Annotated in this window: 24 protein-coding genes and 1 tRNA gene; 14 read left to right on the forward strand and 11 right to left on the reverse strand. The window is 65.1% G+C overall.

Annotated elements, in window-relative coordinates; genetic code table 11:
• Positions 1-43: 43 nt before the first annotated feature.
• From OPU69_RS03310 to OPU69_RS03320, 3 genes are all read right to left on the reverse strand, one after another.
• Positions 44-1069, reverse strand: a complete 1026-nt coding sequence (locus tag OPU69_RS03310; RefSeq protein ID WP_498509580.1) for a glycosyltransferase family 4 protein — start codon at positions 1067-1069, stop codon at positions 44-46.
• A gap of 41 nt (positions 1070-1110) precedes the next feature.
• A complete protein-coding gene (locus tag OPU69_RS03315) occupies positions 1111-2055 on the reverse strand; it encodes a UDP-2,3-diacylglucosamine diphosphatase (protein ID WP_498509336.1) in 945 nt (314 codons plus the stop codon).
• A gap of 108 nt (positions 2056-2163) precedes the next feature.
• A complete protein-coding gene (locus OPU69_RS03320; protein WP_066044002.1) occupies positions 2164-3186 on the reverse strand; it encodes an NAD(P)H-quinone oxidoreductase in 1023 nt (340 codons plus the stop codon).
• A 91-nt stretch (positions 3187-3277) separates the two neighbouring features.
• Between OPU69_RS03320 and OPU69_RS03325 the strand changes: the two genes are divergently transcribed.
• The 3 genes from OPU69_RS03325 to OPU69_RS03335 all read left to right on the forward strand — a co-directional run bounded on the left by OPU69_RS03325 (position 3278) and on the right by OPU69_RS03335 (position 6692).
• Positions 3278-3478, forward strand: coding sequence for a DUF1192 domain-containing protein (locus OPU69_RS03325; RefSeq protein WP_066043999.1), 201 nt, complete (start codon positions 3278-3280; stop codon positions 3476-3478).
• 271 nt (positions 3479-3749) lie between these two features.
• The gene (gene clpA / locus OPU69_RS03330; protein ID WP_498509581.1) at positions 3750-6089 is read left to right on the forward strand and encodes an ATP-dependent Clp protease ATP-binding subunit ClpA; all 2340 of its coding nucleotides are present in this window, start codon (positions 3750-3752) and stop codon (positions 6087-6089) included.
• Between the two features lie 210 nt (positions 6090-6299).
• A complete protein-coding gene (locus tag OPU69_RS03335; protein ID WP_498509337.1) occupies positions 6300-6692 on the forward strand; it encodes an acyl-CoA thioesterase in 393 nt (130 codons plus the stop codon).
• A 4-nt stretch (positions 6693-6696) separates the two neighbouring features.
• Here OPU69_RS03335 and thpR read toward each other — a convergent pair whose 3' ends face one another.
• Positions 6697-7242, reverse strand: coding sequence for an RNA 2',3'-cyclic phosphodiesterase (gene thpR / locus OPU69_RS03340; protein WP_498509338.1), 546 nt, complete (start codon positions 7240-7242; stop codon positions 6697-6699).
• A gap of 121 nt (positions 7243-7363) precedes the next feature.
• On the opposite strand from thpR, the gene OPU69_RS03345 reads away from it, so the two are divergent.
• The 4 genes from OPU69_RS03345 to OPU69_RS03360 all read left to right on the forward strand — a co-directional run bounded on the left by OPU69_RS03345 (position 7364) and on the right by OPU69_RS03360 (position 12190).
• Positions 7364-8107, forward strand: coding sequence for a Bax inhibitor-1/YccA family protein (locus OPU69_RS03345; RefSeq protein WP_060979255.1), 744 nt, complete (start codon positions 7364-7366; stop codon positions 8105-8107).
• Between the two features lie 258 nt (positions 8108-8365).
• Positions 8366-9172 carry a hypothetical protein gene (locus tag OPU69_RS03350; RefSeq protein WP_156439006.1) on the forward strand — a complete coding sequence of 269 codons (807 nt, stop codon included), beginning with the start codon at positions 8366-8368 and terminating at the stop codon, positions 9170-9172.
• A 55-nt stretch (positions 9173-9227) separates the two neighbouring features.
• Positions 9228-9303 (forward strand) — tRNA-Ala (locus OPU69_RS03355).
• Between the two features lie 109 nt (positions 9304-9412).
• Positions 9413-12190 (forward strand): bifunctional diguanylate cyclase/phosphodiesterase, encoded by a 2778-nt coding sequence (locus OPU69_RS03360; protein ID WP_498509339.1) that lies wholly within the window; start codon positions 9413-9415, stop codon positions 12188-12190.
• 36 nt (positions 12191-12226) lie between these two features.
• On the opposite strand, the gene OPU69_RS03365 is transcribed toward OPU69_RS03360, so the two are convergent.
• Positions 12227-14362: a PQQ-dependent dehydrogenase, methanol/ethanol family gene (locus OPU69_RS03365; protein WP_498509340.1), complete on the reverse strand. Its 2136-nt coding sequence runs from the start codon at positions 14360-14362 to the stop codon at positions 12227-12229.
• A gap of 161 nt (positions 14363-14523) precedes the next feature.
• Here OPU69_RS03365 and OPU69_RS03370 point away from each other — a divergent pair, with 161 nt between their 5' ends.
• The 4 genes from OPU69_RS03370 (at position 14524) to OPU69_RS03385 (ending at position 17046) form a co-directional block, all read left to right on the forward strand.
• Positions 14524-14901 (forward strand): VOC family protein, encoded by a 378-nt coding sequence (locus OPU69_RS03370; protein ID WP_060979251.1) that lies wholly within the window; start codon positions 14524-14526, stop codon positions 14899-14901.
• A gap of 142 nt (positions 14902-15043) precedes the next feature.
• Positions 15044-15247: a 50S ribosomal protein L35 gene (rpmI, locus tag OPU69_RS03375; RefSeq protein ID WP_023837522.1), complete on the forward strand. Its 204-nt coding sequence runs from the start codon at positions 15044-15046 to the stop codon at positions 15245-15247.
• 43 nt (positions 15248-15290) lie between these two features.
• Positions 15291-15653 carry a 50S ribosomal protein L20 gene (gene rplT / locus OPU69_RS03380; RefSeq protein ID WP_023837523.1) on the forward strand — a complete coding sequence of 121 codons (363 nt, stop codon included), beginning with the start codon at positions 15291-15293 and terminating at the stop codon, positions 15651-15653.
• Between the two features lie 100 nt (positions 15654-15753).
• On the forward strand, positions 15754-17046 hold the full coding sequence (locus tag OPU69_RS03385) for a YfiM family lipoprotein (protein ID WP_498509341.1): 1293 nt from the start codon (positions 15754-15756) through the stop codon (positions 17044-17046).
• Here OPU69_RS03385 and OPU69_RS03390 read toward each other — a convergent pair.
• Both OPU69_RS03390 and OPU69_RS03395 read right to left on the reverse strand, forming a co-directional pair.
• Positions 17043-17585: a YceD family protein gene (locus OPU69_RS03390; protein ID WP_060979249.1), complete on the reverse strand. Its 543-nt coding sequence runs from the start codon at positions 17583-17585 to the stop codon at positions 17043-17045. The genes OPU69_RS03385 and OPU69_RS03390 overlap by 4 nt on opposite strands.
• Positions 17585-18112: a ubiquinol-cytochrome C chaperone family protein gene (locus OPU69_RS03395; protein ID WP_498509342.1), complete on the reverse strand. Its 528-nt coding sequence runs from the start codon at positions 18110-18112 to the stop codon at positions 17585-17587. The genes OPU69_RS03390 and OPU69_RS03395 overlap by 1 nt, the downstream gene beginning before the upstream one ends.
• Before the next feature lie 175 nt (positions 18113-18287).
• On the opposite strand from OPU69_RS03395, the gene OPU69_RS03400 reads away from it, so the two are divergent.
• Complete coding sequence (locus OPU69_RS03400) at positions 18288-18788, forward strand: outer membrane protein assembly factor BamE (RefSeq protein WP_498509343.1); 501 nt, start codon at positions 18288-18290, stop codon at positions 18786-18788.
• Between the two features lie 15 nt (positions 18789-18803).
• Here OPU69_RS03400 and OPU69_RS03405 read toward each other — a convergent pair whose 3' ends face one another.
• Positions 18804-20117, reverse strand: a complete 1314-nt coding sequence (locus OPU69_RS03405; protein WP_060979247.1) for a hemolysin family protein — start codon at positions 20115-20117, stop codon at positions 18804-18806.
• Positions 20118-20333: 216 nt separating this feature from the next.
• On the opposite strand from OPU69_RS03405, the gene OPU69_RS03410 reads away from it, so the two are divergent.
• Positions 20334-21014 (forward strand): YiaD family glycine zipper/OmpA-like lipoprotein, encoded by a 681-nt coding sequence (locus OPU69_RS03410; RefSeq protein ID WP_498509344.1) that lies wholly within the window; start codon positions 20334-20336, stop codon positions 21012-21014.
• A 63-nt stretch (positions 21015-21077) separates the two neighbouring features.
• Here OPU69_RS03410 and OPU69_RS03415 read toward each other — a convergent pair whose 3' ends face one another.
• From OPU69_RS03415 to OPU69_RS03425, 3 genes are read right to left on the reverse strand one after another with little or no spacing between them, the layout of a single operon-like run.
• A complete protein-coding gene (locus OPU69_RS03415; protein WP_060979245.1) occupies positions 21078-21476 on the reverse strand; it encodes a glyoxalase/bleomycin resistance/extradiol dioxygenase family protein in 399 nt (132 codons plus the stop codon).
• Positions 21477-21480: 4 nt separating this feature from the next.
• Entirely contained in the window at positions 21481-22335 is an 855-nt protein-coding gene (gene hemF / locus OPU69_RS03420; protein WP_498509345.1) for an oxygen-dependent coproporphyrinogen oxidase, read from the reverse strand.
• Positions 22336-22362: 27 nt separating this feature from the next.
• A complete protein-coding gene (locus OPU69_RS03425) occupies positions 22363-22824 on the reverse strand; it encodes a tRNA (cytidine(34)-2'-O)-methyltransferase (RefSeq protein ID WP_498509346.1) in 462 nt (153 codons plus the stop codon).
• Positions 22825-23095: 271 nt separating this feature from the next.
• Between OPU69_RS03425 and petA the strand changes: the two genes are divergently transcribed.
• On the forward strand, positions 23096-23650 hold the full coding sequence (petA, locus tag OPU69_RS03430; RefSeq protein WP_208598002.1) for a ubiquinol-cytochrome c reductase iron-sulfur subunit: 555 nt from the start codon (positions 23096-23098) through the stop codon (positions 23648-23650).
• The last annotated feature ends 7 nt before the right edge of the window (positions 23651-23657 follow it).

Consider the following 23657-nt stretch of genomic DNA (forward strand, 5'->3'; position numbering starts at 1 on the left):
CGGATGTTGCATACTATACTATTTGAGGAAATGCGAGCGATCGTCAGGCCGCCATGGCGAGACGCGCGGTGATCGGTACCAGGGCGTTCAGGAACTGGCGGGTGCTGGCATCCCAGGTGAAGCTGCGCCCCGCGGCCAGGCAATCGGCGCGGTTCAGGCTGAGCGCGGCGGCGATCGCGGTGTCGAGATCGGCGTGCATCGCGCCCGCGCCCGGCGACAGCACGTCGAGCGGGCCGGAAACGGGGAAGGCTGCCACCGGGGTACCGCAGGCGAGCGCCTCGATCATCACCAGCCCGAAGGTGTCGGTGCGGCTGGGGAAGACGAACACGTCCGCGCCCGCATAATAGCCCGCCAGCGCCGCGCCCGATTGCGCGCCGACGAAATGCGCGTCTGGATACGCCCGTGCCAGCGCCTCGCGCGCGGGGCCATCGCCCACCACCACCTTCGATCCCGGATGGCGGCTCGACAGGAACGCCTCGATATTCTTCTCGACCGCGACGCGGCCGACATAGAGCTGGATGGGCCCCGCAAGCTCGGCATAGAGCGCGGGCCGGGGGGCGTGGGGCCCGAAACAGCCGAGATCGACGCCGCGACCCCAGTGTACCACCTGGCCCAGCCCCTGCTCGCGCAGCTGCGCCCGCACCGTCTCGGTCGATACCAGGATCGCATGGGCCGGGGCGTGAAACCAGCGGATGAACGGCCAGAACATCGCGGCGGGAAGCCCAGTGCGGCGCGCGAGATAGTCGGGAAACTGGGTGTGATAGGCAGTAGTGAAGGGATAGCCATGATCGAGGCAGAAGCGCCGGGCGGCAATGCCCAGCGGCCCTTCGGTGGCGATGTGCACCGCATCGGGCGCAAACTCGCTCAGCCGCGCGCCGATGCCGAAGCGCGTGGTCAGCGCGAGCCGTATCTCGGGATAGGACGGGCAGGGGATCGAGGCATATTGATCGGGCGAGATGACCAGCAGCTCGTGGCCCAGTCCGCGCAGACGCTCGGTCACCGCGGTGAGCGTGCGCACCACGCCGTTGACCTGCGGCGCCCAGGCATCGGTGATGATCGCGATCTTCATGCCGGGCTGCATGCTGTCCTCCGCTGTCGCACCATTCTGGATCAGGCTGCCACCGGTTCCAGATTCTGCCGCATGCGCGCCTCGGCCTCTGCCGCCTGGCGCTCCTTCATGATCTCGGCCCAGTGGAGCACTTCCATGCGTCCGTCGAAATGCTCGACCAAAGCGGTGCAGCCTTCGACCCAGTCGCCGTCGTTATAATATTCGACCCCGCCGATCTCGCGGATCTCGGCGGTGTGGATATGACCGCAGACCACGCCGTCGACACCGCGCTCGGCTGCGGCGCGCGCGACCAGTTGCTCGAAGCGCGAGATGAACTCGACCGCGTTCTTGACCTTGTGCTTGGCCATCTTGGAGAGCGACCAATAGGACAGGCCGAAGCGCTGGCGCACCCAGTTGACGCCGATGTTCAGGCTCATCAGCAGATGGTAGAGCGTGTCCCCGACGAACGCGAGCCAGCGGTGCGCGAGCATGATCGTGTCGAACTCGTCGCCGTGCAGCACCATCAGCCGCTTGCCGTCGGCGGTCTCGTGGAATGCGGCGCGCCGGATCTCGACGCCGCCGAAATTGAGCCCGCTGAACTGGCGGAACATCTCGTCATGATTGCCGGGAATGTAGACGATGCGCGTGCCCCGCTTGGCGCGCTTCAATATGCGCCAGACGATGTCGTTGTGCGCGGCGGGCCAGTAGAATTTCTTCTTCAGCCGCCAGCCATCGATGATGTCGCCGACCAGATACATGGTGTCGCTGTCGACATGGTCGAGAAAGTCGATGAGCATTTGCGCATTGCAGCCGCGCGTGCCGAGGTGAACGTCGGAAATCCACACGGTGCGATAGCGGCGGCGCGCATCGGCCGGGGGTTCGGGGACATAGGGCTGGCCGCCCGGAAAGCCGGTGACGTTGGCAAAATCGCCGCCCGCCAGATCATCGCCATCGGCCACCCTTGCCAGCAGGCTGCCAATGCTATCGCTGAAATCGTCGAGGGCCATGTGGCGCTTGCTCCCTTGCGGATATTGCATCCTCGGGACCACGCCAATGGCGGTTTAATGTGACAACTGGAATCGCCTAGCGATGACGACTTGATGACAGTGGGCGGACTATTCGCCGATCTCCAGCACGATCTTGCCGATGAGATCGCCCGATTCCATCTGCGCGTGCGCCTTGGCGGCTTCGTGCAGCGGATAGCGGCTGTGGATGATCGGCGAAAGCTCGCCGGTTGCGACCAGCGGCCAGACCTCGCGCGCAATCTCGTCGGCGAGCAGCGCCTTGAAGCCGTTCGAGCGCGGGCGCAGCGTCGAACCGGTCAGCGTCAGGCGGCGGCGCATGATCTCGAGCACCGAAATTTCCGCCTTCATGCCGCCCTGCACCGCGATGGTGACATTGCGGCCATCATCGGCCAGGCACGCCATGTTGCGCGGCAAATAGCTGCCGCCCACCATATCGAGCACGATCTCGACGCCCTTGCCGTCGGTGAGGCGCTGGACCTCCTCGACGAAATCATGGCTCTTGTAATTGATCGCGTGCGTCGCGCCGATATCGAGCGCTGCGGCGCATTTGTCGTCGCTGCCGCAGGTGACGATGGTCTTGAGGTCGAACAGCTTGCACAGCTTGATCGCCATCGTGCCGATGCCGCTGGTACCGCCATGGACCAGTACCGTCTCGCCGTCGCGGGCATAGGCGCGCTGGAACAGGTTGTGCCACACGGTGAACAGCGTTTCGGGCAGCGCGGCCGCCTCGACCATCGATATGCCCGAGGGCACGACCAGGCAGTGGTCCGCGCGGGCGAGGCAATATTCGGCATAGCCGCCGCCTGCGACCAGCGCGCAGACCGGCTGGCCGATCAGCGCATCGTCGGTATCGGGGCCAGCGGCCACCACCGTTCCGGCAATCTCCAGTCCGGGGATGTGCGGAGCACCCGGCGGCGGCGGATAGAAGCCCTGGCGCTGGATGACATCGGGCCGGTTCACGCCGGCGGCGGCGACGCGGATCAATAGCTCGCCAGCTGCTGGCACCGGAACTTGTGTCTCGCCGGCCACCAGTACTTCCGGCCCGCCCGGCTCGGCATAATCGACGGCACGCATGGTCGCCGGAATTACTTTCGCCATTTCCAGGGTCGTCATGACCTGGTGCTCCCCCCGTTCACGGACCAAACCGTCAACATCTGTAAACCCCATATTGACAGCTAAGGCACCGGGGTCAACAATAAGTCCCATGGAGCCCGACGAAAGCCTCGCGCGGTTGCGCGCAGATGCTGCCCAGAAACTGGGCGGCGAGGATATCGATGCCTATTCGCTGGACGAACTGGACGCGCGGATTGCGCTGTGCCGGGCCGAGATCGCCCGGTGCGAAGCGCGCAAGGCCTTTGCCGCGCAGCACCGGCTGAGCGCGGAAGCGCTGTTTCGCAAGAGCTGAGCACCGCCTGCAGGCTTTGAGCCCGAACGGCGCATCCGACATTCACGCAGGTGCCGTTCATCTGGCACGGCTCTTGCTGCGATTATTCGCGACGAGTGGCTTTGAGCCTGCTGGATTTGCCCGAATGCCGTCCTATATTGGTGCACGTGGAGCGCCCCGGAGTGGATAGGGGCAATGGCAAAGAGGCGCTTGACGATAAGGGGCCCGGCCCTTTTTTCCGGGCGAATTGAATAAGAAGGCGGGTATCTCGCCCGCTGCGGAGTATCGCAATATGCCATCCTTTGCCGAATCGCTGGAAAAGACGCTGCATCAGGCGCTGCACAATGCCGCCGATCGCCGTCACGAATATGCCACGCTCGAACATCTGCTGCTCGCACTGATCGACGATGCCGATGCCGCGCAGGTGATGCAGGCCTGCGGCGTGGACCTCGGCGAACTGGGCGATGCCGTCACCCATTATCTCGACAATGAGCTCGACTCGCTCAAGGTCGCCGAAAAGACCGACCCTGCGCCGACCTCCGGCTTCCAGCGCGTGGTCCAGCGTGCGATCCTGCACGTCCAGTCCTCGGGCAAGGATGTCGTCACCGGCGCGAACGTGCTGGTCGCATTGTTCTCCGAGCGCGAAAGCTATGCCGTCTATTTCCTGCAGCAGCAGGACATGAGCCGTCTCGATGCGGTGAGCTATATCAGCCACGGCATCGGCAAGGGCGGTCAGCCGGTCGAACAGCGTAGCGTGCGCGGGGCCGAGGAACCGCAGGAAGAGAAGCAGGACGCTGCCGCCAAGCAGAAGAAGGACAGCGCGCTCGACCAATTCACGGTCAATCTGAACGCGCGCGCCCAGGCCGGCAAGATCGATCCGCTGATCGGACGCGGGCCCGAGGTCGACCGCACCATCCAGATCCTGTGCCGCCGTTCGAAGAACAATCCGCTCTATGTCGGTGATCCCGGCGTCGGCAAGACGGCGATCGCCGAAGGTCTGGCGCGCAAGATCGTCGAGGGCGACGTTCCCGAAGTGCTGCAGAAGGCGGTGATCTATTCGCTCGACATGGGCGCGCTGCTCGCCGGCACGCGCTATCGCGGCGATTTCGAGGAGCGGCTGAAGCAGGTCGTCTCCGAGCTCGAGAAGATGCCGCACGCGGTGCTGTTCATCGACGAGATCCACACCGTGATCGGTGCAGGGGCCACCAGCGGCGGCGCGATGGACGCGTCGAACCTGCTCAAGCCTGCGCTGTCCAGCGGCACCATCCGCTGCATCGGATCGACCACCTACAAGGAGTTCCGCAACCATTTCGAGAAGGACCGCGCACTGCTGCGCCGGTTCCAGAAGATCGACGTGAACGAGCCGACGATCGAGGACACGATCAAGATCCTCAAGGGCCTGCGCACCGCGTTCGAGGACCATCACAAGGTCAAGTACACGCCCGATGCGATCAAGACCGCGGTCGAGCTGTCGGCGCGCTATATCAACGACCGCAAGCTGCCCGACAAGGCGATCGACGTGATCGACGAGGTCGGCGCGATGCAGATGCTGGTGCCGCCCGCCAAGCGGCGCAAGATCATCACCGCGCGCGAGATCGAGAGCGTGATCGCGACGATGGCGCGCATCCCGCCCAAGTCGGTGTCGAAGGACGACAAGAAGGTGCTCGAGCATCTCGAGCGTGATCTGAAGCGCGTCGTCTTCGGCCAGAACAAGGCGATCGAGGTGCTGTCGAGCGCGATCAAGCTCAGCCGCGCGGGCCTGCGCGATCCCGACAAGCCGATCGGCAACTATCTGTTCTCCGGCCCGACCGGCGTCGGCAAGACCGAGGTTGCACGGCAGCTTGCTAACATCATGGGCATTCCGCTGCAGCGGTTCGACATGTCCGAATATATGGAGCGCCACTCGGTCAGCCGGCTGATCGGCGCGCCTCCGGGCTATGTCGGCTATGACCAGGGCGGTCTGCTCACCGATGCGATCGACCAGCAGCCGCATTGCGTGCTGCTGCTCGACGAGATCGAGAAGGCGCATCCGGACCTGTTCAACATCCTGTTGCAGGTGATGGACAATGGCAAGCTGACCGATCACCACGGCAAGACCGTCGATTTCCGCAATGTCGTGCTGATCATGACGACCAATGCGGGCGCGGCGGACATGGCGCGCGAGGGCATCGGCTTTGGCGATGTCAGCCGCGAGGATGCGTCGGACGAGGCGGTGAAGAAGATGTTCACCCCCGAATTCCGCAACCGTCTCGATGCCATCGTGCCGTTCGGCTATCTCGGAACCGAGGTGGTCGCCCGTGTGGTCGACAAGTTCATCCTGCAGCTCGAACTGCAGCTGGCCGATCAGAACGTGCATATCCGGCTCGACCAGGAAGCGCGCGACTGGCTGTGCGAACGCGGCTATGATCGTCTCTATGGTGCCCGTCCGATGGCGCGGCTCATCCAGGAGAAGATCAAGCAGCCGCTGGCGGAAGAGCTGCTGTTCGGCAAGCTGGTCCAGGGTGGCGAGGTCAATGTCCATATGAAGGACGGCGCCATGGCCTTCGAGATCGTCCCCGCACCGCCCAAGGCGGGCAAGCCCAAAAAGGCGCGCGGATCGGCGAAGAAGGAAAGCGATACCAACGCGGATTGAACGAAAGGCCCGGCTGGCGAGATGTCAGCCGGGCTTTTTTGTGTCCATTCCATTTCACACCTACCCCCCGTTCGTCCCGAGCCCTTCGGCTGGCTGGCAAGCCAGCCGCTCAGGGTAAACTAAAGTCGAGGGACCTTGCACAACCGTTCGGGATTACGTCCCTCGACTTCGGTCGGGACAAATGGACAAGGGTTTGGCAAGAAGCCCCCCATGACCACCTTCTCCCTCCCCTTCACCGCCCAGCCCCAGCACATCGATGAACTCGGCCATGTCAACAATGCCGTCTGGGTGCAGTGGCTGCAGGAGCTGTCGGTCGCGCACTGGAATGAAGCCGCCGATCCCGCGCATGTGGCCGCCTATTTCTGGGTGATCGTGCGGCACGAGATCGATTATCGCGGCAATATCGGCCTGGGCGAGACCGCAATCGGCCGGACCTGGGTGCCCGGAACGCCCAAGGGCGCGCGCTTTGCCCGCCATGCCGCGTTCGCCGATGCGAACGGGCGCGACATCGTGATGGCCATCTCGACCTGGGCGATGCTCGACAAGGCGACCGGACGCCCGGCGCGGGTCACGGCGGATATCGTGGCCGCCTTCCAGCCCTGATGCTTCAGCCGCGCAGCGGGAAGGCGGCGATCACCTCATAGACGCTTCCGTCATGCCCCAAATGGCTCTGCATCAGCAGCAGCGCGTCAAAGCCGAACAGGTCGCCCGGCAGCGGTGGCTGTGATGCCATCCAGGCGGCGACCCCTGCCGGATCGGGCGCGGTGCTGCGGGCAAAGCGCGCGATCGTGATATGCGGCACATATTTGCGCGCTTCGGGCTCGAAGCCGGCGCGCACGCACAGCCGATCGAGCCGCGCGTGCAATGCCGCCAGCGGATCGCGCGGGGCGAGGCCAGCCCAGAGCTGATCGACCCGGCCCTTGCGGTCGAACCAGCCAAAGCCGTCAAGCCGCGCCTCGATCCGCGTGAAGCGTTCCGCGCCGAGCGCGAGCAGCAGCGCGTCTGCCCCGTGCCGGTCGGTCTCGCCGATGAAGCGCATCGTGGCATGCAACTGCGCGTCGCCTTGCCAGCGTGCCGCGCCCAGCCCCTGCATCCGGTCGAGCAGCAGCGCGCGAATGGCAATCGGAGGCACAAGGGCAAGGAACAATCGCATGGTAAGGATTGTATCGTAGCAAGGCGCGACGAACGGAAAACCGGTTTCGCTTGAAAATTCTGCCTTCAGGGGCGATATTGTGGCTATCCGGCAACAATGCCGGGCAAAGGAGACTCTTTCGATGGCTGACCGTTTTGATCCTCGCACGGCGGAGCGCATGCGCGCCGGTTCGATCAATGCGCCCGGCGGTGTTAGCGCGGCCCGGGACGAGGGCCTGCGCAAGTACATGCTGTCCATCTACAATTACATGACCAGCGGCATCCTGCTGACCGGCATCGTCGCGCTGCTGTTCGCCCAGTCGGGCATGGCCGCAGACATCATGTTCGGCCCGGGCCTGCTCAAGTACGTCATCATCTTCTCGCCGCTCGTGATCGTCCTGGCGATGAGCTTCGGCATGAACCGCTTCTCGACGCCCGCACTCCAGGCGATGTTCTGGGGCTTTGCCACGCTGATGGGCCTCAGCATGTCGACGATCTTCCTGGTCTATACCGGTGAGAGCATCGCGCTGGCCTTCTTCTCGACCGCAGCGGCGTTCGCGGGTCTCAGCCTGTTCGGCTATACCACCAAGAAGGACCTGACCGGCTGGGGCAGCTTCCTGATCATGGGCGTCGTCGGCCTGATTGTGGCGAGCGTGCTCAACATCTTCCTCAAGTCGTCGGTGATGGGCCTGGTCATCAGCTATGCCGCCGTCCTGATCTTCGCCGGCCTGACCGCCTATGATACCCAGAAGCTCAAGAGCCTGTACTGGCAGGTCGCGGGCAGCGACATGATGGGCAAGGTGGTCATCATGGGCGCGCTCAACCTGTATCTCGATTTCATCAATATGTTCCAGGCGCTGCTGAGCATCATGGGCAGTCGCGACTGATCTGTCCGGAAAAGCACTGGAACCCTGACAGCCCGGCGGATCCCCTTCCGCCGGGCTTTTCTTTTGCGCTTCGAAGGTTCACTCGGCTCGCCGCTCGAGCGACTCCGCTCATCCCGGCTTTTGGGTGGCTGTCGTCACCCAGCCTTTAACGGTTCACCGTTTTGGTGTTGAGATCGGCGCTTGGCGGGCATAAACCATGCCCATGAGAACGCGTGCGAGAGAGCCAAGGCCCCGCGCGTGCACCGGGAGATACTGAACATGGCACGTATGGCCCCCAGCCGTGCACTTCTGCTGGCCGTTACGGTCAGCCTTACCACCCTGATTTCGGCCTGTGGCGGCGCCAAGCCCGCCCCCGTCGCCGTCGCACCGCCGCCGCCCCCGGTTCCGGTCGCGCCGCCGCGCATGCCGACCCCGCCATCGAATGCCGTCACCGCCATGGCGATCCCGGGGCTGCGCGCCGACGGCCTGCGCGACACGCCGATGCGCGACATCGATGACAATGAAAAGCTCTGGTATTTCCGCGCCGCGTTCAACGTCGCCGCGCTCAATTGCCAGAATGCCGAGCATTTCCGGATCGCGGACGATTACAACCAGTTCCTCAAGACGCACAAGCGCGAGCTCGACCGGATCAACAGGACCGTCGAGGAGAAATATCGCAAGCGCTACGGCACCGGCTATGCGCGCATCCGCGATACCGAGAACACCCAGGTGTACAATTTCTTCGCCTTTCCCCCAGTCAAGAGCGATTTCTGCAATGCCGCGCTGATCCTGGGCCAGGAAGCGGTGGCACTGCCGTCGAAGGATCTGGTCGCCTTTTCGGTGCGCGCGCTGCCGACGCTCGAGGGCGTGTTCGACCGCTTCTATGCAAGCTACGAGAGCTATCAGAGCGACCTGCAGAAATGGATCGCGCTCTATGGCAGCCCCGAGATGCGGGCCGCCCAGGCCGCGCAGATGGGGCAGGCCCAGCCTGCCATCCAGCCGGCCTTGAACACCGCTCCTGGTGCTGCAACCCCGGCCAGCAACCCGCCGGTGCTGCCGACGATATTGCCGAGCAGCGGCGACTGATTTTTCCTCTGGATAGGCGCGGGGCGAACCATTATAGCCACGCGTCACCGGATGTGGGGCCGTAGCTCAGTTGGGAGAGCGCGTCGTTCGCAATGACGAGGTCAGGGGTTCGATTCCCCTCGGCTCCACCAGGTCCGCTCGTTCAGGCAAGCACGGGCTTGCGTTACCGACACCGTGGCGTGCGGTTTGTTAACCACTTCCGGAATAGGACAGACTAGCTTTTTCCCCGGAGCTAGACCCTTGTTCGATATCCTTTTCTGCATCCGCGACGATCATGACATCCGCTTTGTCGGACTGGCCGCCGCGATCTGCCTGCTGTCCACGATCACGGCGGTGCTGATGATCCGGCAGGCCCGGTCCGCTTCGGCGCGGGCGCGGCTGGGCTGGGCGGTGGCGGGCGGGTTCGCCACGGGCTTCGGCATCTGGTCGACGCATTTCGTCGCGATGCTCGGCTATGATCCGGGCATCATTATCGGCTACGAGATCGCGCGGACCGCAGGGTCGCTGCTCGTGGTCCTGGCGACCACCATTGCCGCGATGCTCATCGCAACGCGCGGGCAGGGGGCAAGGGCGCTGGCCGCCGCGAGCGTGCTAGCGGGATCGGGCTTTGCCGCGATGCACTATGTCGGCATGGCCGCGCTCGAAATGCCCGCGCTCATCCACTGGAACATGGGCTATCTGGCGCTGTCGGTCGTGCTGGGCATCGTGCCGCTCTATCCTGCCCTGTCGCTGGCGCGCCGCCGCGCCAGCCTGGCTTCGGGCCTTTCTGCGGCGCTGATCATGACCTGCGCGATCGTGGGCTTGCATTTTTCGGGCATGACCGCGATCGATCTGGTGCCTTCGCGCATCGAGGGTTCGCGCGCGCTGCTCTCGCCGACGACCATGTCGATCCTCATCACGCTGGCCTCTGCCTGCCTGCTGATGCTGTGCCTTAGCGGCCTCGTCATCGCGCGGCGGACCCGGGCGGCGATCCGCGCGAGCGAGATGCAGTTCGGCGCGCTGATCAAGGGCATTTCGGACTGCGCGATCTACATGCTCGATGCCGAAGGCCGGGTCGCCAACTGGAATGCCGGTGCGCAACGGCTCAAGGGCTATCGGCCTGAAGAGATCGTCGGCAAGCCGCTGGCGAGCTTCTACCTGCCCGAGGAATGCGCGGAAGGCGTGCCCGAACGGGCGCTCGTTACCGCGCGCGAGACAGGCAAGTTCAGCGGCGAAGGCTGGCGCGTGCGCAAGGACGGAACGCGCTTCTGGGCGCAAGTGACGATCGAGCGCTTCTGCGACGAATCGGGCAAGCTGCTCGGCTTTGCCAAGATCACCCGCGACATTACCCGGCTCAAGGAAGACCAGGACCGCATTGCCGAGGCGCGCCGCCATCGCGATGCCGCGCTCGATCATATGCACCAGGGGCTGTGCCTGTTCGACGCCAGGGGACGGCTGGTGCTGGCCAACCGGCGCTTTGCCGAAATGTGGGGCCTGGGCAACGACCAATGCCCGCCCGGAACCGGCGCGCTCGACGTTCTGCGCACCGCGCTGGCCGCGCGCACCGGCGAGGCGACCGCCGAATCGCAGCTGGCCAGGATCTGGGCGCGGCTGGAAGATTCGCTGCGCGACCCCAGCCTGCCGCCCTTCGTGCTCGAGCTCGACGAGGACCTGATCGTCGCGATGTCGAGCCGCAGCATGGCCGATGGCGGCTGGGTGACCACGATCGAGGACATTACCGCACGGCGGCGTTCCGAAGAGCAGATCGTGCACATGGCGTTGCACGACGGGCTGACCGGCCTGCCCAACCGCACCAGCTTCAACCAGTGGCTCGATAGCGAACTGGCCCAGGCAGCGGTGCAACGGGGACAGGTGGCGGTGATCGCGATCGATCTCGACCGGTTCAAGGAGATCAACGACACCCATGGCCATGCGGCGGGCGACCGGGTCCTGCAGCAGATCGGCACCGGCCTGGCCGAGGTGCTCGAGCGCGGCGAGATCGCCGCACGCGTCGGCGGCGACGAATTCGCCGTGGCCAAGCATTATACCGATCCGGCAGAGCTCGAGGGCTTCGTCGCGCGGATCAGCGCGTCGCTCGCGCCGGGCGAGGGGGAGGCCGCAAGTGTCGGCGCGAGCTTCGGCATCGCCACCTATCCGGGCGATGCGCAGGGCCGCGAGTCGCTGCTCAACAATGCCGACCTCGCGATGTACCGCGCCAAGGCCAGCCCCGGCGAGACGATCTGCTATTATCAGGCCGGCATGGACGAGGACGCGCGGCATCGCCGCCAGATCGCCAACGAACTGCGCCACGCGCTGGCGCGCGACGAGTTCCGGCTGCTCTATCAGCCGCAGCGCTCGCTGCGCACGCACCAGATCAGCGGTTACGAGGCGTTGCTGCGCTGGCAGCATCCGCGGCTGGGCCATATCTCGCCGATGGAGTTCATTCCCATCGCCGAACAGACCGGCGAGATCATCAAGATCGGCGAATGGGTGCTGCGCGAGGCCTGCCGGGAGGCGGCGAGCTGGACCAGCCAGGACAAGGTGGCGGTGAACCTCTCACCCGTGCAGCTGCTCCAGCCCGACCTGCCCGAAATGGTCACGTCGATCCTGCTCGAAACCGGCCTGGCACCGCGCCGGCTGGAGCTGGAGATCACCGAGACCGCGCTGATCACCGAAAAGACGCGCGCGCTGCACAGCCTCAGGCGGATCAAGGCACTGGGCGTTTCGGTCGCGATGGACGATTTCGGCACCGGCTATTCGTCGCTCGATACGCTGCATTCCTTCCCGTTCGACAAGATCAAGATCGACAAGTCCTTCCTGCTGCAATCGGGCGAGAGCCCGCAGGCTCAGGCGATCATCCGCGCGGTGCTGGCGCTCGGGCGCTCGCTCGGCATTCCGGTGCTCGCCGAAGGGGTCGAAACGCTCGACCAGCTCAAGCTGCTGGTCGATGAAGGCTGCGACGAGGCGCAGGGCTATCTGTTCGGTCGCCCGGCAGCGATGCAGCCCGCGTCCGAGGAACAGACCGCGCTGCGCGCGTGATGGAGGCGGCGGGCCCGAAGCCCCACCGCCGCCCTGTCACTTCATCGCGACCTTCTTCGACATCAGCGCCTTGTCCTCGTTGGCGCGGGCGATGACATACTGGCGGATGCTGTCGATCTCGCCCTTGGACATGACCGGTGCGAAGCTGACCATGCCATTGTCCTTGAGCGCACCGTCATGGACGATCATCTGCCAGTTCTCGGCGCTGGAGAGCGTGCCCGAATAGCGAAGGTCCGGGATGATGCCGCCCCGGCCCGAGGCCTGGACCGCCGCATCGCCATGACAGACGGTGCAATAGCGGCCATAGAGCTGCGCACCGCCCTGCACGACATCGGCCGCAGCCGTCAGGCCAGGCGGATCGAGCGGCAGCGCATCGGCGGCGGGCATCGCGGGAAGCTTGCCCTTGCCGCCCAGCTTGAACACCAGCAGCCGCGAGATGTTGCGCACCGGGCCCGACATGTCGCTGAGCACGCCGGCAGTGATCGGCCAGGCACCGCCCCATCCGGCGAGCACCGCGACATATTGCTGGCCGTCGATGCTGTAGGTCATCGGGGCGGCGACCACGCCGGTCTGCGCCTCGAAGCTCCACAGGTTCTTGCCGCTCGCCGAATCATAGGCGACGAAATTGCCCATGGCATTGCCCTGGAACACGAGGCCGCCCGCCGTCGCCAGCACGCCGCCGTTCCACGGACCGCCCAGTGTCACGCGCCAGCGCTCCTTCTGCGCCACCGGATCCCAGGCGATCAGCACGCCCTTGGTGGCCTTTTTCGCGGCCTCGCGCACCGCATTGTCAGCAGGCATCGCGTTGTTCGCGGTGTCCATGCCGACATTGAAGCCGATCTTGGAGGGCTTCCAGCCGGCGGCCGGGATATAGGGATAGCTGGTGATCTGCGCCGGGATGAAGACGAGCTTCTGCTTCGCGTCATAGGCCATCGGGTGCCAGTTGTGCGCGCCCAGCGGGCCGGGCGAGACGATGAAGGGCTTGCCGGTCTTGTCGACGCGCGCCGCCGGGTTCTCGATGGGGCGGCCGGTTTTCTGATCGATGCCCGTCGCCCAATTGACCGGCACGAAATTGTTGGCGGAGATGAACTCGCCGGTCGTGCGGTCGATCACGTAGAAAAACCCGTTCTTCGGCGCCTGCATCAGCACCTTGCGCGTCTTGCCGCCGATGTCCAGGTCGGCGAGCATGATATGCTGCGTGGCGGTATAGTCCCAGGTCTCGCCCGGCGTGGTCTGGTAGTGCCAGGCATATTCGCCGGTCTTCACCTTGATCGCGACGATCGAGGACAGGTACAGATTGTCGCCGCCGCCGGGCGACCGATAGGCCTGGTTCCAGGGGCTGCCGTTGCCGACGCCGACATAGAGCAGCCCGAGCTCCGGATCATAGGCCATCGCGTCCCACACGGTTCCGCCGCCGCCGATATTCCAGTATTCGCCCTTCCAGCTGGTCTCGGCGGCTTTCAGATACTCCGCCTCGTTGGCGCCGGGCCGGTCGGGCACGGTGTAGAATTTCCACAGCTGCTTGCCGGTCGCGGCATCATAGGCGGCGACGAAACCGCGCACGCCGAATTCCGCGCCGCCATTGCCGATGATGACCATGCCGTCGATCACGCGCGGCGCGCCGGTGATGGTGTACGACTTGTCCTGATCGACCGTGACCTTGCTCCAGATCTCGCGGCCCGTGCCGCGATCGAGCGCGATCAGCCGGCCGTCGAGGGTGCCGAGGAACAGCATGTTGCCCCAGGCGGCGAGGCCGCGATTGACGACGTCGCAGCACGCCTTGACCCCGGTTTCGCCCGGCACCTTGGGGTCATAGTCCCAGAGCGGCTTGCCGGTGGTGGCGTCGAACGCCTTGACCTTGGACCAGGCCGTCGTGACGTAGATCTTGCCGTCGATCACCAGCGGCGTCGCCTCCTGGCCGCGCGCGGTGTCAAGATCGGCATACCAGGCCAGGCCCAGCTCGCCGACATTGCCGGTATTGATCTGGTCGAGCGGGCTGAAGCGCTGCTCGTCATAGGTGCGGCCATAGCTCAGCCATTCGCCGCCATCGGCCTTGATGATCCTTGCGCCGTCGATTCCCGTGGTGTCGGTCGCCCTGTTGTCGTCCGCCCCGCCCGAACAGGATGCCACCAGCAGCGCCAGCGCCGCTCCCACAGCCGCTTTCAGCCTCATCGCCTCGATCCTCTCTCCATGCGCCCAGCCGCTTTTGTCTTGACCTTTGGCGGCCAATGGCTGTCTTTCTCGCAACCGGATATTGACGGGGGCCAGACGGCTTGTCCATGGTGATTTAACCACTCGGTTAAGAGCTGGCCGATCAACAACAGGAGAGTTCCATGTTTTCACACGTCATGCTGGGCGCGGACGATATTGACGCGTCCAAGGCGTTCTACGATGCGACCATGGCTGCGCTGGGCGGCAAGCCCGGAATGGTCGACCCCAAGGGCCGCGTCATCTACATGAACAATGGCGGGCTGTTCCTGCTGACCAAGCCGATCGACGGCCAGCCGGCGAGCTGCGGCAATGGCAGCACCATCGGCTTTGCGGCCAGCTCCACCGAAGCCTGCGATGCATGGCACGCGGCCGGCCTGGCGCATGGCGGTACCGCGATCGAAGACCCGCCGGGCGTGCGCGAAGGCGCAGGGATGAAGCTGTATCTCGCCTATCTGCGCGATCCCGCCGGCAACAAGATCTGCGCGATGCACCGGCTCTGATCGGATCATGGCCACCTGGCGGGATTCTGTGCCTTGCAATTGGCGCAGAATCCCGCTAGGCGCGCACGCTTCCGAATAAGCGGGCTGGCTGGTTATGGGCTGCCATGTTCGCTTGATGCGGATTTCCAAAAAGGAGACCAAAATGCCCAAGCTGAAGACCAAGAGCGGCGTCAAGAAGCGCTTCAAGCTCACCGCCACCGGCAAGGTGAAGCACGGCGTCGCTGGCAAGCGCCACCGGCTGATCAGCCACAATGCCAAGTATATCCGCCAGAATCGCGGCACCAGCGTCATTTCGGACGCCGATGCCAAGACCATCAAGAAATGGGCGCCCTACGGCCTGGGTTGATCCCGCCGGACCCCTTCTCTCGATTTTCACAAGGATATAACTCATGGCACGCATCAAACGGGGTGTTACCACCCGCGCCAAGCACAAGCGCATTCTCGCCCAGGCGAAGGGCTATTATGGCCGTCGCAAGAACACCATCCGCATCGCCCGTCAGGCCGTTGAAAAGGCAGGTCAGTATGCCTATCGCGACCGCAAGGCCAAGAAGCGCAACTTCCGCGCTCTGTGGATCCAGCGCATCAACGCCGCGACCCGCATGGAAGGCCTGACCTATGGCCGCTTCATGCACGGCCTGAAGCTCGCCGGAATCGAACTCGACCGCAAGGTCCTGGCCGATCTCGCGATGAACGAGGGCGAAGTGTTCAAGGGTCTGGTCAAGCAGGCACAGGCAGCTCTGCCCGCCGCCTGATCCGGCACCTTTATCGGTTCAACGCAATAAGCGCCGAAGTCCTCGCGATTTCGGCGCTTTTTGCTTGCGCAGGCGCGGCCTACCCCCACAAGGCCGCAAGATGACCCCCGCAGCACCGCCACCGCGCACGCGCTCCCGCTGGACGTTGGTGCTGCGCCTGCTGGCGCTGGTGATGCTGGTCGCGGTCTTTCTGGCGATCGATGGAAAGCCGTTGGTCGGCCCGCCGGTCCCGCCCGATGCGCGCAGCATCGCTCTGGCGCGCGGCATCGCCAAGCAGGTCGCGGGGCAGAATGCCGTCGCGGGCGCGCGCGAGACGATCGTCCTGGGACAGCGCGAGCTCGACGGCTTTTCGGCCATGGCGAGCCAGGTGATCGCGCCGAGCCGGGCCGAGGCACGGCTGATCGCACCCCCGGGACGCGCCGCTGCGCCGCCCGAACTCGTGCTGCGGCTGAGCCGCAGCCTGCTGCTGGGCGCGTGGCTGAACATCGAGGCGAGGGCGCACAGCACCGGCGCAGGCCGGGGGCTGCCGACCGTGCGCGCCAGCATAGGCCATCTGCCGGTTCCGGCCTGGCTGATGCGATGGCTGATCGGTCAGGCCTGGTCGATCGCCCAGCCCGACATGCCCGATCCGCCGACGCTCGAGGAGACATTGCTGCAGGTGCAGATCGCGCCGAAAGCCGTGCGTGTCGTGCTGATCAATCCCGGGCGCAACGCGGCGCTCGCGGGCCTCGCGCAACTGGGCGGCACGGCCAGCGATCCGCGCTGGGTGGCGCGCGCCTATTGTGCGCTGTCGCGCCATGCCGATCCCGATCTGGCCGTCATCGTCCGCCGCGCCTGGCAGCTGGAGCGTCCGGCGGAGCTCGGCCCGGCCGAACAGAATCGCGGTCTGCTCCTTGCGGTCGCGATGCGGACGGTGCCCGAATATCGCGATCGTCTCGCCGGGGCGTCGCTGCCGCTGGTGAGCGGATGCTCCCCGCCCGACGACCCGGTCGCGCTGGCAGGGCGCGCCGATCTCGCCAAGCACTGGGCGCTCTCCGCCGCGCTGGGGGCGAGCCTGGGCGGTCAGGCGGCGCAGTCGCTGGGTGTGTTCAAGGAACTGTCGGATAGCCTCAAGGGCGGATCGGGCTTTTCGTTTGTCGATCTCGCTGCCGACCGTTCGGGCGAACGCTTCGCCCGCGCCGCGACCAATGCGCAGCTTGCCCGCTTCCTCCAGACCCGGCTGGCGGCAGTGACCGACGATCAGCTGCTACCGGGCGAGGCGCTGGACAGGCCCGAGGGCCTGGATGCCGGGCTGTTCGAGCGCACCTATAGCAGCATCGATTCGCCCGAATATGCGGCGGCTGTGGCCGCAATCGATCAGCTGCTCGACAATATCGGCGTGCCCAAGCCCTAGCTCTTGGTGTCCTGGCCCTTTTTCAACGCCTGCAGCGCCGCGAAAGGCCCGCTCGCTTCGGGCGTGGAGAGGCCGTATTCGGCGCGCGCGGCATCGGCATTCGGCCCTTCGGCATAAGGGTCGATCTCGAGCGCCAGCGTCTGCGCGATCGCCTCGCCCAGATCGATGCTGCTGCCCGAATAGGCGATGGTATCGAGATCGTCGCTGCTGAGCTCGATCTCCTCTCCGGCATCGGCGAGGGCTGCTTCATATTCGGCTTCGGGCACGAAGCGCAGCCGATAGTCCGAAGCAATGCGCACCGGAAAATCCTCGCCCGAAATCGCGCAGGACTGGACCAGCGCCGCCTCGATCCGTCCCGAGACATCGACACCCGAGGCGCGCTCCTCGATGCTGGCGGTCGCGCTGAGCGAAGCGATCGAGACGATATCGAACCGGCGCGCGAGCGCGGCACGCTCCGCCTCATCGGCGCTCAGCTCGACGATCTGCCGGGGAATGGCGCGCAGATCGACGGGGCGCGAAAATTCGGTCGGCTCCTGCATCAGAAGCTCCCCTGCATGATCGTTGTCGCCGGAAGGGCGCGAAGCCGCGCATAAAGCTGCGCCAGATGATCGGCCGTGGCGGTGACGGCGGCGTCGTCGACCGGGGCATCGCGATAGAGGTTGCGGCGCAGCGCCTGGGCGAGCTGGTCGCCATTGCCGCTGCCCAGCGCCTCGCGATAGGCCCCCAGCCGTCCGCCCAGCGCGCTCATCATCTTGCCGATATGCTTGCCGACGACGAGATCGCCGACGCCGTTCTGGCGCAGTTGCCCGTCCATATCGTCGACGAACAGTTCGGCAAGGAACACCGAGAACTGGCGAACCTGCGGGTCGGTATCGTCCTGCTCCAGCCGCAGCAGCACGGCGGCGAGCACCATGGTCACCGCTTCGAACCGGCCGTCGACGCTGTCCTCGACCTTTCCGTCCAGATACCAATAGGGGTCGCGGCCCATGGCGATGATGCGGTCATAGGCCGCGCGCGCGATCTCGCGCGGGTCCTTGCGGCTGAACAGGCGGGAGAGGACGGACATGGGGCGTGTGATATCCTGCAGGGAAATCGCGGCGTTAAGCCACAATTCATTGGCCACTTGTGATGCAGCGGCTTAGTGCATATTGAGGCGCCAACGGCAAGTTGCAAGACATGCGGCATGGCTTGCGCCTGACAGCATCGCGCCGCAGACATCGCGGATAGACCGCCAAGGAATGATGATGACCAGCAAAGCTCCGACCTCCCGCGCGACCCGGTTTTCGCGCCCCCGCGCTGCTTTGCTGGTGGCGATGGCAGCGCTGCCGCTGCTGGCGGGATGCGGCCAGCTGCGCGGGCATCAGGGTTTCATCTATGACCAGACGCTGGCGGGCCAGATCCTGCCGGGCGTCGACAACCGCCAGTCGGTCGAACGCACGCTGGGCCGCCCGACCTTTACCGGCCAGTTCAGCGACAGCGAGTGGTATTATTTCGCGCGCGACACGCGCCAGCTCGCCTTTGCCAATCCGCGTCCGACCGCGCAGCAGGTGATGCGCGTCAAGTTCGATGCCGCCGGCAATGTCGCGGCGATCGATTTCACCGGGCTCGATCAGGTTGCGAAGATCGATCCCGAAGGCGAAAAGACGCCGACGCTCGGCCGCAAGCGCACTTTCTTCCAGGATCTGTTCGGCAATATCGGCGCGGTGGGTGCGCCGGGCGCGGGCGCAGGCGCACCGCAATAAGCGCGTCGCCGCCGGTCAGTCGCTTTCGGCGATCCGGCTGACCAGCAGCTTGTCGACCTTGCGATTGTCCATGTCGACAATCTCGAACCGCCAGCCCTGATCGTTGAACACCTCGCCCTCCTTGGGCAGGTGGCGCAGGCAGTGCAGCACATGGCCGGCCGTTGTCGCGTAATCGCGGTCTTCGGGCAGCGAGATGCCGAGGCGTTCGGCCATGGCGTCGGCCGGGAGCGCGCCCGAGATCAGCAGGCTGCCGTCGGCGCGTTCGACCACCATCGGCGAATCACCCTCGCCCTGATCCGACGCGAAATCGCCGACCAGTGCCTGCAGCAGGTCGGCGGGCGTCACCAGCCCTTCGAAATGGCCATATTCGTCATGGACGAGCGCCATCGGCACCTCGCCCTTTTGCAGCACTTTCAGCGCATCCATCGCATCAACGCGGTCGGGGACGATTGGAGCAGGTCGCGCGAGCGCGGCCAGATCGAGCGGCGCGCCCTCGATGATCGCGGTCAGCAGGTCGCGCACGGTGACGATGCCGATAATCGCGTCGACCGAACCATTGGCGACGGGCAGGCGGCTGTGCGGCGAATCCGCCATGATCCGGCGCAGATCGTCGAGCCCGGCATCGGCGGGCAGCCAGTCGACCTCGGTGCGCGGTGTCATCACCTCGCGCACCGGACGGTCGGCGAGGCGGACCACGCCCGAGATGATCGCGCGTTCGGATTCCTCGATCACCCCCGATTTGGTCGCCTCGGCGAAGATCATCTGCAGCTCTTCGGCGGTGACGATATTTTCCGATTCGCGGTTGAGCCCGAGCAGGCGAAAGATGAGCGCGCTCGATCGGTCGAGCACCCAGACCAGCGGGGCCGCGCCGCGCGCCATCAGGTCCATCGGGATCGCCATGATCACCGCCAGTTCCTCGGCCTTGCGCAGCGCGAACTGCTTGGGCACCAGCTCGCCGATCACCAGCGACAGATAGGTGGTCACGCCGATGACCAGCGCAAAGCCGACGCTGTCGGCAATATCGGCGGGCACGCCGACCAGCGCCAGCCGCTCGCCGACCGGAGCGCCGAGGCTCGCGCCCGAATAGGCCCCCGCCAGAATGCCGATCAGGGTGATGCCGATCTGCACGGTGGAAAGGAACTTGCCCGGATCGGACCCCAGCTTGAGCGCAGTGCGCGCGCCGTTGCTGCCGTCGCGCGCCATCGCTTCCAGCTTGGCGTTGCGCGCCGAGACGATCGCAAGCTCGGACATAGCGAAAACGCCATTGAGCACGATCAGCGCCAGGATGATGACGACATCGAGCCAGGGAAAGGGGGGAAGAGGGTCCATCGGGCCTTACAGGGTTAAGCGTGCACCCTATATCGTGCGCGCGCGCGGTGTCACGTGCTTTCGCACCTGCAACCAGACCCGCAAACGGGCTGGGCGTTCCCGGAAATTAAACGATGTTACATTCAGGTTCGGGAACCATTCAGCCGCGAAACCGAATAAGCGGATGAGACGCAGCGACGCGTCTGCACGATGAAAGACTTTTCGCGGGAGCTTATGATGAACAGCAAGACCATCCGTATCGCGGCCTTTGCGGGCCTGGCCAGCCTGGCACTCGGTGCCTGCGTGACCGATCCGGAGACCGGCCAGCAGCGCATCAGCAAGTCCGCGATCGGCGGCATCGGCGGCGCGCTCGGCGGCTATCTGCTGGGCGATATCGTCGGTGGTCGCCGCGACCGGACCGAAAAGATCGTGGGCGCGGGCATCGGCGCGGTGGCCGGTGCAGGCATCGGCTATTATCTCGACCAGCAGGAGCGCGAACTGCGCCAGAAGACCGCTGGCACCGGCATCGACGTCGTCCGCGACGGCGACAGCCTGCTGCTCAACATGCCGAGCCAGGTGACCTTCGATGTCGACAGCTCGGCGGTGAAGCCCGAGTTCCGCAACACGCTGAACGATGTCGCGTCGACCCTGGTCCAGTACGAGAGCACCTATATCGACGTGTACGGCCATACCGATTCGACCGGCAGCGACGCGTACAACCAGACTCTGTCCGAACGCCGTGCGCAGTCGGTCGCAAGCTATCTGACTACGCGCGGCGTCCAGTCGGCGCGCCTGGCGACGCGCGGCTTTGGCGAATCGCAGCCGGTTGCATCGAATACCACCGAGGATGGCCGCGCCCAGAACCGCCGCGTCGAGATCCGCATCGTCCCGGTGACCCAGGCCGATGTGAACGGCTGATAGCCAACTCCATTCCCGCAAGAGGGGCGCGCGCTGCACCAGCGGCCGCACCCCTTTTTGCGTTTACCCCGCAAAGAAATTGAGCTCGAGCAATACCCCGTTCGGGTCGAGCGTGAACAGCTGCTTGAGGCCGATCGCCTCGACTTCGTTGACGCGAAAGTCCGCGCCGCGCGCCTCAAGCCGGGCGACCATCGCGGGATAATCCCGGCAGCGGAAGGCGACATGGTGGATCGATCCGGTCGGCCCGGGGGTGACCGCGCGGTCATAGGTGCGCGGGCAGTCGGTGCTGTTGATATGCACCACCGCGTTGCCCGCAGCGTCATGCGCCCAGCGGGCATTGTCGGGCGTCAGCGGCGGCGGCGCGAGGCGGATCTCGAGCTCGAGCAGCTCGGCATAGAAGCGTGCGGTGCCCATGAGATCATCGGTGATGATGTTGACATGGTCGAGCCGCTCGATCGTCATCGGCTCATTCCCAGACCGCTTCGGGCGGCAGGCTCATCAGGATGGCGTCGATATTGCCGCCGGTCTTGAGGCCGAACAACGTGCCGCGATCGTGGATCAGGTTGAATTCGGCATAGCGGCCGCGCCAGACCAGCTGCTGGTGCTTTTCGGCCGGCGAAAAATCCTGGCCCATCCGCCGGCGCACCAGCGCGGGGAAAATGTCCAGAAACGCGCGGCCAACATCCTGGGTGAAGGCGAAATTCGCGTCGAACGCGGCTTCGTCCGGGCATTCGAGATGATCGTAGAAGATGCCGCCGACGCCGCGGTGCACGCCTCTGTGGGGGATATAAAAATAGTCGTCGGCCCAGGCCTTGAACTTCGCATGATAGTCCGGATTGTGCGCGTCGCACGCCGCCTGCATCCGGCTGTGAAAATCGTCCGTATCTTGCGCGTAAGGCAGCGGCGGGTTGAGATCGGCTCCACCGCCGAACCATGCCTTGGTGGTCACAAGAAAACGGGTGTTCATATGCACCGCAGGCACGTGCGGATTCGACATATGGGCGACCAGGCTTATTCCGGTCGCAAAGAAGCGCGGGTCCTCGCCCGCGCCGTGGATCGATTTGGCGAATTCCTCGCTGAACCGGCCCTCGACAGTCGACACGTTGACGCCGGCCTTTTCGAACACCTTGCCCTTGATCAGCCCGCGCACCCCGCCGCCGCCGGGCGTTCCGTCTGCCTCGGTGCGCTCCCACGGGGTATATTCGAAGCTCGAATCGCTGCCGGCCTCCCGCTCGATCGCGGTAAACTCGGCGCAGATCGCATCGCGCAGGCTTTCGAACCAGGCGCGGGCCTGAGGCTTTTGTTCGGTCCAGTCAGTCATCGCGCTCCCCTAATCGGTGATGGCCGATCATGCCTCACCCAGTTTCCGTGTCTGCCGCAGCGCTTCGCCCAGCGCAATCCCGGTGGCGACCGATATGTTCAGCGATCGGACGCCCGCGGTCATCGGAATGGTGGTCTGCAGGTCGCAGGCGTCGCGCACATGATCCGGAACGCCTGCGCTTTCCGAGCCCATCAGCAGGATGTCATTGTCCTGGAACGCGGTGCGGTAGATGCTTGTGCTGGCCTTGCTGCTCATCAGCACGAGCCGCGCGCCGCTGTCGCGCGCGAACGCCTGGAAGCTCGGCCAGTCGGCATGGCGGGTCATCTCGGCCAGGGGGCCGTAATCCATCGCCGCGCGCCTCAGCCGCTTGTCGTCGAACACGAAGCCGCAAGGCTCGATGATCTCCACCGGCACCGCCAGGCAAGCGGCCAGGCGGAGAATGGCTCCCACATTTCCGGCGATTTCGGGTTGGTACAGGGCAATGCGCATCGCCCCTTCATAGCGCGCGCGGCGCGGCTGTCACCTGTCCTGCTCGGTCCGGCGCGCGCACGGCACGGCATAACGGCGCAGAATCGGCGCTATGATGCTGCGGCGCGCCAATTTCCCTGTTGGCAAGATGACGATTTTGCGTCTATCAGGCCCGCAATCATGCGGACGGGCCAGGGGCGAAGCCGTGCCATGCCGCTTCCTATATCGATAAAAAACGTATCCTTTTCAATAACTTGAGGGTCAGGTTAGCGACATGGCAGAACAAGTCACGATGAATCAAGATGGCACCGCTGCCGTCGAATCCGATGGCGTGCGTCGCCGCGATTTCATCAACATCGCCGCGGTCAGCTTTGCTGGCGTCGGTGGCGCATCGGTGCTGATCCCGCTGATCACGCAGATGGCGCCCAGCAAGGACGTGCTGGCGCAGGCCTCGACCGAGGTCGATGTCTCGGCGGTGCAGCCGGGCCAGGCGATCAAGACCGTGTGGCGAAAACAGCCCATGTTCATCCGCAACCTGACGCCGGAAGAAATCGCCGCAGCCGACAAGGTCGACGTGGCGTCGCTGCGCGATCCGCAGTCGCTCGCCGACCGCACGCTGCCGGGCAAGACCAACTGGCTGGTGACGCTGGGCGTCTGCACGCATCTCGGCTGCGTGCCGCTGGGCGCGGCCGCCGGTGAGGTGAAGGGCGAATTCGGCGGCTATTTCTGCCCGTGCCATGGTTCGCATTATGATACCGCCGCGCGCATCCGCAAGGGTCCGGCGCCGAAGAACCTTGAAGTGCCGGAATATGAATTCCTGTCAGACACTGTCATCAAGATCGGTTGAGGAGCAT

The organism is Blastomonas sp. 34TW (assembly GCF_059803595.1).

Excerpts from the sequence above, each read along its gene's own strand:
- thpR (WP_498509338.1), bottom strand. The coding sequence starts at position 7,242 with ATGCGATTGTTCCTTGCCCTTGTGCCTCCGATTGCCATTCGCGCGCTG.
- OPU69_RS03320 (WP_066044002.1), bottom strand. The coding sequence starts at position 3,186 with ATGACGACCCTGGAAATGGCGAAAGTAATTCCGGCGACCATGCGTGCC.
- rplT (WP_023837523.1), top strand. The coding sequence starts at position 15,291 with ATGGCACGCATCAAACGGGGTGTTACCACCCGCGCCAAGCACAAGCGC.
- OPU69_RS03335 (WP_498509337.1), top strand. The coding sequence starts at position 6,300 with ATGACCACCTTCTCCCTCCCCTTCACCGCCCAGCCCCAGCACATCGAT.
- OPU69_RS03410 (WP_498509344.1), top strand. The coding sequence starts at position 20,334 with ATGAACAGCAAGACCATCCGTATCGCGGCCTTTGCGGGCCTGGCCAGC.
- OPU69_RS03345 (WP_060979255.1), top strand. The coding sequence starts at position 7,364 with ATGGCTGACCGTTTTGATCCTCGCACGGCGGAGCGCATGCGCGCCGGT.
- OPU69_RS03315 (WP_498509336.1), bottom strand. The coding sequence starts at position 2,055 with ATGGCCCTCGACGATTTCAGCGATAGCATTGGCAGCCTGCTGGCAAGG.
- OPU69_RS03405 (WP_060979247.1), bottom strand. The coding sequence starts at position 20,117 with ATGGACCCTCTTCCCCCCTTTCCCTGGCTCGATGTCGTCATCATCCTG.
- OPU69_RS03385 (WP_498509341.1), top strand. The coding sequence starts at position 15,754 with ATGACCCCCGCAGCACCGCCACCGCGCACGCGCTCCCGCTGGACGTTG.
- OPU69_RS03415 (WP_060979245.1), bottom strand. The coding sequence starts at position 21,476 with ATGACGATCGAGCGGCTCGACCATGTCAACATCATCACCGATGATCTC.
- OPU69_RS03400 (WP_498509343.1), top strand. The coding sequence starts at position 18,288 with ATGATGACCAGCAAAGCTCCGACCTCCCGCGCGACCCGGTTTTCGCGC.
- OPU69_RS03365 (WP_498509340.1), bottom strand. The coding sequence starts at position 14,362 with ATGAGGCTGAAAGCGGCTGTGGGAGCGGCGCTGGCGCTGCTGGTGGCA.
- petA (WP_208598002.1), top strand. The coding sequence starts at position 23,096 with ATGAATCAAGATGGCACCGCTGCCGTCGAATCCGATGGCGTGCGTCGC.
- OPU69_RS03390 (WP_060979249.1), bottom strand. The coding sequence starts at position 17,585 with ATGCAGGAGCCGACCGAATTTTCGCGCCCCGTCGATCTGCGCGCCATT.
- rpmI (WP_023837522.1), top strand. The coding sequence starts at position 15,044 with ATGCCCAAGCTGAAGACCAAGAGCGGCGTCAAGAAGCGCTTCAAGCTC.
- OPU69_RS03310 (WP_498509580.1), bottom strand. The coding sequence starts at position 1,069 with ATGAAGATCGCGATCATCACCGATGCCTGGGCGCCGCAGGTCAACGGC.
- OPU69_RS03370 (WP_060979251.1), top strand. The coding sequence starts at position 14,524 with ATGTTTTCACACGTCATGCTGGGCGCGGACGATATTGACGCGTCCAAG.
- hemF (WP_498509345.1), bottom strand. The coding sequence starts at position 22,335 with ATGACTGACTGGACCGAACAAAAGCCTCAGGCCCGCGCCTGGTTCGAA.
- clpA (WP_498509581.1), top strand. The coding sequence starts at position 3,750 with ATGCCATCCTTTGCCGAATCGCTGGAAAAGACGCTGCATCAGGCGCTG.
- OPU69_RS03425 (WP_498509346.1), bottom strand. The coding sequence starts at position 22,824 with ATGCGCATTGCCCTGTACCAACCCGAAATCGCCGGAAATGTGGGAGCC.
- OPU69_RS03325 (WP_066043999.1), top strand. The coding sequence starts at position 3,278 with ATGGAGCCCGACGAAAGCCTCGCGCGGTTGCGCGCAGATGCTGCCCAG.
- OPU69_RS03395 (WP_498509342.1), bottom strand. The coding sequence starts at position 18,112 with ATGTCCGTCCTCTCCCGCCTGTTCAGCCGCAAGGACCCGCGCGAGATC.
- OPU69_RS03350 (WP_156439006.1), top strand. The coding sequence starts at position 8,366 with ATGGCACGTATGGCCCCCAGCCGTGCACTTCTGCTGGCCGTTACGGTC.